The sequence below is a fragment of the Streptomyces albicerus genome (genome assembly GCF_008905045.1).
GTDB classification, from domain to species: domain Bacteria; phylum Actinomycetota; class Actinomycetes; order Streptomycetales; family Streptomycetaceae; genus Streptomyces; species Streptomyces albicerus.
In genome coordinates this window covers 134,449-141,956 of record NZ_VWMY01000002.1, presented here as the reverse complement: position 1 = coordinate 141,956, position 7,508 = coordinate 134,449, and the positions used below count along the sequence as shown (strand labels likewise).

The window sequence follows — 7,508 nt, the reverse complement described above, 5'->3', positions numbered from 1 at the left end:
CGCCCCCCGACAGATTCTGTCGGGGGGCGCCGCAGCATCTCGGGCACGATCAGCTCAGCACGGAATCGGGCACGCCCGGCGGGGGCCGAGCATCACAACTAGCCCAGATCAACGCACTCTTCCACGCGGTTTCAGCGGCACCGGCGGGAGTTCAGGAGCAGGCAGTGGAGCACCGTCGTAGCCCACCACCTCACCGAACCGCGAGCCCTTCATCCAGTCCGAGCGAGCCTGTTCGATCTCCCCTTGGGATCGCCCGATGAAGTTCCACCACATGATCAGCTCCTCCTCGAACGGCTCGCCGCCGAGGAGCATGAGGCCCGCGTCCGACTCGGCGCGCAGGGGCAGTTCGGAACGGCCGCAGCCGAGGTAGAGCATGGAACCGGGCAGCAGCGGCACGCCGTCCACATGGGCCTCGCCGGACATGGACAGCACGGCGTACTCGAAGTCCGGCTCCAACGGGAGGCGTACGTCGGCGCCCTGAGCGAGGGCCAGGTCGGCGCCGACGATCGGGGTGTACGTCGTCCCGGGTGAGGCGGCCCCGTCGACGCCGCCCAGGATGAGCGTGGCCCGCAGGCCGGGGGCGGTGACGACGGGCAGTTCGGCGTGGTGCTCGAAGCGCGGGTCGGCGTGCTGGTGACTGTCGGGCAGAGCGACCCACAGCTGCGCGCCGTGCAGGAAACGAGCGTGCGACTTGGGGCTCTCCTCCGAGTGGCTGATGGCCCGGCCAGAGGTCATCAGGCCCAGCTCGCGCGGGCGGATCGCCTGGAGGCTGCCCGTGGAGTCGCGGTGCAGCACCTCGCCCTCGTGCAGCCAACTGACGGTCTGCAGGCCCATGTGCGGATGCGGCGGGACCTGCATGCCGGGCTCGTCGGCGATGTCGTCGGGACCGTAGTGATCGACGAAGCACCAGGCGCCCACCATGCGTCGGCCCAGATTGGGCAGCAGACGGCGGACTTCGCTGGACTCGCCGAGCTTGACCCGGCGGGGGCTGAGGAGTTCGCGGACCGGCTCCGCCACCACGAAACCCCGGCCTCCGCACAGAGCGGGAACTGCCTCGCGATCAAGATTGCTCATGGCGCCCAACCTAACCCCGAGAAGGACGCTTCGTCAGGCCATCCACCCGCCCGTCGGCGGTCACTTGGCTCGGCATCGGCGCGCACTCCAAAGATACTAGCCATGTACATAATAGCTATGTACTGTATTCGCCATGAGCACGAATCCCGAGGGCGCGACGCCCGGTTTCCTGGTGTGGCGCCTGTCGATGAAGTGGCGGGTCGCCGTGGACCGGGCGGTGGCACCCCTGGGCCTCACCCACGCGCAGTACTCGCTGGTGGCGTCGCTGTACGGCATGCACCGGGAGGGACTCCGCCCCAGTCAGCGGCAACTCGCCGACCACACGGGCCTCGAACCGCTGTACGTGTCGAAGCTCGCCCGCGCTCTGGAGGCCGCCGGGCTCGTCAAGCGCACCCGGGATCCCGCCGACCCACGCGCCGTGCAGCTGTCCCTCACCGAGCAGGGGCGCGAGGTCACCCGCCGCGCGATCAAGGTCGTGCAGGGGCTGCTGGAACAGCTGCTCGGGCCGCTCGGGGGCCTCGACGGCCGGCGCACGAAGGCGTTCAGCCGAGAGTTGGCGACCTTGCTCGACGTACCACTTGATCCGCCCACCGAGAAGCCGACCGAGGTGTCAACCGACGCATCGGCCGAGAACGAGACGGAACTCGAAAGGTAGGCAGTCATGACCACCGCCGCATCCACACCCACCACACCGATCGTCAACGGACGGGTGATAGCCCTGGCCCACTACGCGGGCCGCGCCGTCCTGGAGCGCGTCCTGGCCCGTACCGGCAACACCTTCAACCAGTCGGTGACCCTCAGGGTCGTCGCGATCGCCGACGACTTCATCGAGCACGACCGGCTGGTGGCCGAGGTGACCGGCTCGTTGAAGGTCGAGGAGTCGGTCGTTCGGGCCACCATCGACGAGCTGACGGCGGCGCATCTGATCGAGGAGGTCCCGTCGGAGAGGTCCCGGCTGCGGCTCACGCACAACGGGCGGGAGCTGTACGAGCGGGTCACCGCCGAGACCGGCGAGATCTCCGCCCGGATCTACGCGGACATTCCTGCCGAGGACCTGGCGACGACGGGCCGCGTACTGACCCTCGTCACCGAGCGGGCGAACGCGGAGCTGGCCCGCATGTAGCAGTCACTCGCAGTCGCCTGTGCCCACGCCCACCGCCATGGTCATGGTCATGGTCGTGGTCGTGGTCATGGTCGTGGAATATTCAACGAACCCGGGTGGTTCTGGGCGTCGAAGGAGGTCGGACAGTGAACACGACGTACTACGACCACGGGACGTCCGCGGAGCGCTGGGAGCGCGCCCGGATGTTCTTCGACGCCAGGGACTACGCCGCCTCGGCGCGCATCCTCGACGGCCTGGTCGAGGAGGCGCCGGAGCAGGTGGGACCGCGCCTGCTGCTGGCCCGCGCGTACTATCACTCGGCCCAACTGCGCCGTGCGGAGACCCAGTTGAGGGAACTCGTCGAGCGCGACCCCGTGGAGCACTACGCCCGGCTGATGCTGGGCCGCACGCTCCAGCGCCAGGGGCGGCACGAGGAGGCCGAGCCCCACATGCGGCTCGCGTCGGCCCTTGCCGGGGACTTCGAATCCTTGTGAGCGCCGGCAAGGCCGGGCGGATCTGAGCCCCGTCAGCCTAGAGGCGTACGCCACGCAGCGGCGGGGTCAGCGCGGTCGCGGCCGCCAGGACGCAGATCGCGCCGCATCCCGCGAAGAAGACCGCCGTGCCCCAGGCCGCGGCGACCAGGCCCGTGAGCGGGTAGAGGAGAGGGCTGAGCCCCAGGGTGCAGAGGGTCGTCACGGACGTGACGCGCCCGAGGTACCGGGGCTCGGCCTCTTTCTGCAGGAGGGCGTTGCCGAGCACCATCGCGACACCGCTGACGGTGCCGAGCAGCCCGCCGAGCGCGACGGCGGCTCCGGGCGTCGCCACCCGGCCCAGCGCCACGACCACTCCGGCGGTCACGACGAGCGAGCCGGCCAGTACGGCCCCGGCACGGGGCACCCGGCGCGCGGCGGCCATCGTCAGCGCGCTCACGGCCCCGCCGACGCTGAAAGCGGCGAGAATCCAGCCGAGCGTGGCGGCGCTCCACCCCCGTTCGTCGGCGAGGAGGACGAGTCCCGCCGCGAGCGGGCCACTGAAGCACATCTCCCCGAGGGCGATGACCCAGACCAGGCGGCGCAGGCGCCTGTCGCCGCGCAGGTAGCGGAGGCCGTCGCGCAGATCGGCCGACAGGGGCCGCCGCGGCTCGGGTTCGTCGGGATCACGCCGACGCGGCGCGGATGCGACAGGGTCACGCCGAAGCGGCGCGGATTCGTCGGGGCCGTGTCCGTGCGGGGCGGGGTCGTTGGGAACGTCTCCGTGCGGGGCGAGTTCGTTCGGACGGCTGGGAGGGTCGGTCCGGGCCGGGCCCGTCTCGGCGTCCCTGGTCGGCCGCGCCCCTGCCACCGGCCCCGTGCGCACCGCCATCAACAACCCCAGCGACACGCCGAACAGCACTCCCACCACGGCGAAAGCGCCCGCGGCGCCCTGAACGGCCAGCGCGAAGGACCCGATCAGCGGTCCCACCGCATTGCTGAACCGCACCGAAAGCACCCGCATCCCCTGCACCCGGGCCAGCTGACCCTGGTCCGTAAGCCTCGGAGGCAGCGCACCAACCGCCGGCATGAAGACCGCATCGACCGCGCCGAAGACCAGGGCCATGGCGTACAGCAGCCACAGTTGAGGGCTGTCGGCCCAGGTCAGAGCGGCGGCGCCGAGCACCACCCCGCACCGTGCGAGGTCGCTGCCGATCAGGACGCGGCGTGGGCCGAAGCGGTCGGCGAGCACGCCGCCGCCGAGCATGAGGACGGCACGGGGTATCGCCCCGGCGGCGAGGACGGCACCGACCTGGGCGGGACCGGCGGCGCGGGCGGCGGCCCAGGACAGGGCCATGAAGTAGGCGACATCGCCGGTGACCGACGTCGTGTAGGCGCCCAGCCAGCGCAGGACGTTGGGATCACGGAAGGCGGGCCGCGTGGTCACGTGTCTTCGTCGAGCAACGGGAACATCTGCAGCCGCACGGCCACCCGCTCGGCCCCCTCGGTGCGCTCACGAACCCGGTAGCGCTCGATCACCCCCGCCAACTCCCCCTTCATCGCGTCGAGTTCACCCGGTGTCAGATGCAGCATGTCGCTCATGAACGCGCTCACCCCGAACCACTCGTCGGGCAGCAGGGGTACGACCTCGGCGGCCGCCCTGCGCAACGACTCACCGTCGGCCAGCGCCAGCGCCTGCGCGTACGCACGGTTCTCGGCGGCGCCCGGCGAGACGGCCGGATCGTGCATCGAGATCCGGTGCCGCGCGCGCCACCACCGATCCCGCTTCGTCCCCCTCTCCGTGTCCTCCTCGATCAGTCCGCCCGCCGCGAGCCGCCGCAGGTGATAGCTGGCCGCACCGGAGTCCAGCTCGAAGTGCGCGGCCAACTGCCGCACGGTGGCGGGGCCTTGCTGCCGAAGCCGGTTCAGCAGAGCGATCCGCATGGGATGGGCCAGCACGCGCAGCGCGACCCTGTCGAGGTCGAGGGTGATGTCGTCGTCCGCCATGAGGCGCAGCGTAGAACGCGAAGAACTCTTCCGGAAGGATTCTTCGCGAACATCTCTTCGCAATCACATCGCTCGTGATCCACGCGACGACAACTGACTCGCGGCCCACGGCAGTTATGTGCTTACGATGTCCGTGCAGCTGGTTCGCCCCGTCAGCCAGACGGGAGGCGTCGTAAGAGGGAACCCGGTGGGAATCCGGGACTGCCCCGCAGCGGTGAGTGGGAACGACCGCCGTCATACGCACTGGATCCGCCCGACGGATCCGGGAAGCGACGGCCAGTAGGTGCCGTGTCCTCGTCGGAGGACAGGGTGTGCCCACGAGTCCGAAGACCTGCCAACTGCCCGTGCGCCACCCGTGCGTACGGCGATCTCGGCGGCCTCGTGGGAGGGCCGGCGGAGCAGGCGGGCAGTGTGTGACGAGGCTTCGCCGATCCGCCGTTCCTTCGCGTCGGACGTCCCGGGATCCTCCCCGCGACTCGCGAAGGGCAGAGTTACGTGACCGACCGCTCCCCCACCCCGCAGGTCCGTGCCACCGTGCACGGCTGGCCCCGGCAGGGCCCGTCCCGTGAGCTGAAAAAGGCCGTCGAGGGCTACTGGGCCGGCCGAGTGACCGCCGACCAGCTGCGTACGACCGCGGCCGGCCTGCGCCGCGACGCCTGGCGGTGGCTCGCCGACGCCGGCACTTCCGAAGTGCCCACCGGGGACTTCTCGTTGTACGACCACGTCCTGGACGCGGTCGTCATGACCGGGGCGATCCCCGCCCGCCACCGGGCCGCCTTCGACGCGGACCCGCTCGACGGCTACTTCGCCATGGCGCGCGGCACCGACGCGGCCGCGCCGCTGGAGATGACCAAGTGGTTCGACACCAACTACCACTATCTGGTCCCGGAGTTGGGCCCCGACACGGTCTTCGCATCCGACGCGCGCGGACCGGTCGGCCAACTGCGCGAGGCCGTTGCACTCGGCCACACCGCCCGGCCCGTACTCGTCGGACCCATCACCTTCCTGCTACTGGCCAAGCCCGCGCCGGGCGTCGCGGCCGACTTCCGGCCGTTGACGCTGCTGGACCGGCTGCTTCCCGTATACGCGGAACTGCTGTCCGATCTCCGTGCGGCGGGCGCGAGTTGGGTGCAGCTGGACGAGCCCGCGCTGGTGCAGGACCAGTCCCCCGCCGTCCTGAACGCCACGGCCCGCGCGTACCGCGACCTCACCGCACTCACCGACCGTCCGAAGCTGCTGGTCGCCTCGTACTTCGACCGGCTCGGTGAGGCACTGCCCGTGCTCGCCCGGTCGGCGGTCGAGGGCCTGGCGATGGACTTCACCGGCCCGGCCGCCGCCAACCTGGACGCGCTCGCGGCGGTGGGCGGACTGCCCGGCAAGCGGCTCGTCGCGGGTGTGGTGGACGGCCGCAACGTATGGATCAACGACCTGGAACGGTCGCTGGCCACCCTCGCCACGCTGCTCGGGCTCGCCGAGCGGCTGGATGTGGCGCCGTCCTGCTCGCTGCTGCACGTACCGCTCGACGCCGCGGCGGAGCGTGACATCGATCCGCAGGTGGCACGCTGGCTGGCCTTCGCACAACAGAAGACGGCCGAGGTGGTGACACTGGCCCGCGGTCTCACCGAGGGCAGCATCGCTCCTCAACTCGCCGCAAACCGGGCCGCATTGGCGTCCCGTGCCGCCTCCGCCCTCACCCGCGACCCGGCCGTACGGGCCCGTTCTGCGGCGGTCACGGCCGACGACATCCGCCGCCCCCGGTCGTTCGCCGAGCGGTCGATCGCCCAGCAGGCCCGGCTCCGACTCCCGCCGCTGCCCACGACATCCATCGGCTCGTTCCCGCAGACTCGTGAACTGCGCCTCGCCCGGGCCGACTTGAGGGCCGGCCGGATCGACGAGGCGGCGTACGAGGAGCGGATCCGCGAGGAGATCCGGGACTCGATCGCCTTCCAGGAGAAGGCCGGGCTCGACGTCCTCGTGCACGGCGAACCCGAACGCAACGACATGGTGCAGTACTTCGCCGAACAGCTCACCGGGTTCCTCGCCACACGGCACGGCTGGGTCCAGTCGTACGGCACCCGCTATGTCCGTCCGCCGATCCTGGCCGGTGACGTCTCGCGACCGGCTCCGATGACGGTGCCGTGGACGACGTACGCGCAGTCGCTGACCGGTAGCCCCGTCAAGGGTATGCTCACGGGCCCGGTCACACTGCTCGCCTGGTCGTTCGTGCGGGACGACCAGCCGCTCGCCGAGACCGCACGTCAGGTGGCGCTGGCGCTGCGCGACGAGGTGGCCGACCTGGAGGCCGCGGGCACGGCCGTCGTCCAGGTCGACGAGCCCGCGCTGCGCGAGACGCTCCCGTTGCGTGCGGCGGCCCGGCCCGCGTACCTGACCTGGGCCACCGAGGCGTTCCGGCTGGCCACCTCGGGGGTACGCGCGGACACTCAGATCCATACGCACATGTGCTACGCGGAGTTCGGTGAAATCCTCGATGCCGTCGACGAGTTGGACGCCGACGTCATCAGTCTGGAGGCGGCCCGCTCGCGGATGCAGATCGCGGAGGAACTCGCCGCGGCCGGATATCCGAGGGCGGTCGGTCCCGGCGTGTACGACATCCACGCGCCCCGCGTCCCGGAGGAGCGGGAACTCACCGATCTGATCGACCGGGCGCTGCTCGCCGTACCGGCCGACCGGCTGTGGATCAACCCCGACTGCGGCCTGAAGACCCGGAGTTGGGCCGAGGCAGGACCCGCCCTGGAACGGATGACAGCCGCGGCACGCCGGGTGCGGGGCAACCTGCCGGGGTGAGCGGGAGCGCTGGGCCCCTGCCGAGGCGGGGCCCAGCGGCTCGGGCCGGT

Annotated in this window: 7 protein-coding genes and 1 riboswitch; of the genes, 4 read left to right on the top strand and 3 right to left on the bottom strand. The window is 71.1% G+C overall.

Annotation, left to right across the window (positions count from 1 at the left end; translation table 11 throughout):
• Window positions 1-108: 108 nt before the first annotated feature.
• Window positions 109-1,074: a pirin family protein gene (locus tag GAS53_RS02205; protein WP_151475663.1), complete on the bottom strand. Its 966-nt coding sequence runs from the start codon at window positions 1,072-1,074 to the stop codon at window positions 109-111.
• 133 nt (window positions 1,075-1,207) lie between these two features.
• Between GAS53_RS02205 and GAS53_RS02200 the strand changes: the two genes are divergently transcribed.
• From GAS53_RS02200 to GAS53_RS02190, 3 genes are all read left to right on the top strand, one after another.
• Window positions 1,208-1,729, top strand: coding sequence for a MarR family winged helix-turn-helix transcriptional regulator (locus GAS53_RS02200; protein ID WP_151475662.1), 522 nt, complete (start codon window positions 1,208-1,210; stop codon window positions 1,727-1,729).
• A 6-nt stretch (window positions 1,730-1,735) separates the two neighbouring features.
• Window positions 1,736-2,197, top strand: a complete 462-nt coding sequence (locus tag GAS53_RS02195; protein WP_151475661.1) for a winged helix DNA-binding protein — start codon at window positions 1,736-1,738, stop codon at window positions 2,195-2,197.
• Between the two features lie 125 nt (window positions 2,198-2,322).
• Window positions 2,323-2,670, top strand: coding sequence for a tetratricopeptide repeat protein (locus tag GAS53_RS02190; protein ID WP_192582907.1), 348 nt, complete (start codon window positions 2,323-2,325; stop codon window positions 2,668-2,670).
• Window positions 2,671-2,707: 37 nt separating this feature from the next.
• Here GAS53_RS02190 and GAS53_RS02185 read toward each other — a convergent pair whose 3' ends face one another.
• Together GAS53_RS02185 and GAS53_RS02180 are read right to left on the bottom strand one after the other, a co-directional pair.
• Window positions 2,708-4,093 carry an MFS transporter gene (locus GAS53_RS02185; RefSeq protein WP_225858667.1) on the bottom strand — a complete coding sequence of 462 codons (1,386 nt, stop codon included), beginning with the start codon at window positions 4,091-4,093 and terminating at the stop codon, window positions 2,708-2,710.
• A complete protein-coding gene (locus GAS53_RS02180) occupies window positions 4,090-4,653 on the bottom strand; it encodes an ArsR/SmtB family transcription factor (RefSeq protein WP_151475660.1) in 564 nt (187 codons plus the stop codon). The genes GAS53_RS02185 and GAS53_RS02180 overlap by 4 nt, the downstream gene beginning before the upstream one ends.
• A gap of 123 nt (window positions 4,654-4,776) precedes the next feature.
• Window positions 4,777-5,006: riboswitch (cobalamin riboswitch) on the top strand.
• A gap of 142 nt (window positions 5,007-5,148) precedes the next feature.
• Here GAS53_RS02180 and metE point away from each other — a divergent pair.
• A complete protein-coding gene (gene metE / locus GAS53_RS02175) occupies window positions 5,149-7,458 on the top strand; it encodes a 5-methyltetrahydropteroyltriglutamate--homocysteine S-methyltransferase (RefSeq protein ID WP_192582906.1) in 2,310 nt (769 codons plus the stop codon).
• The last annotated feature ends 50 nt before the right edge of the window (window positions 7,459-7,508 follow it).

What these genes read in the sequence shown, in the direction of transcription:
- GAS53_RS02195 (WP_151475661.1), top strand. Translation starts at nt 1,736, where the DNA reads ATGACCACCGCCGCATCCACACCCACCACACCGATCGTCAACGGACGG.
- GAS53_RS02205 (WP_151475663.1), bottom strand. Translation starts at nt 1,074, where the DNA reads ATGAGCAATCTTGATCGCGAGGCAGTTCCCGCTCTGTGCGGAGGCCGG.
- GAS53_RS02200 (WP_151475662.1), top strand. Translation starts at nt 1,208, where the DNA reads ATGAGCACGAATCCCGAGGGCGCGACGCCCGGTTTCCTGGTGTGGCGC.
- GAS53_RS02180 (WP_151475660.1), bottom strand. Translation starts at nt 4,653, where the DNA reads ATGGCGGACGACGACATCACCCTCGACCTCGACAGGGTCGCGCTGCGC.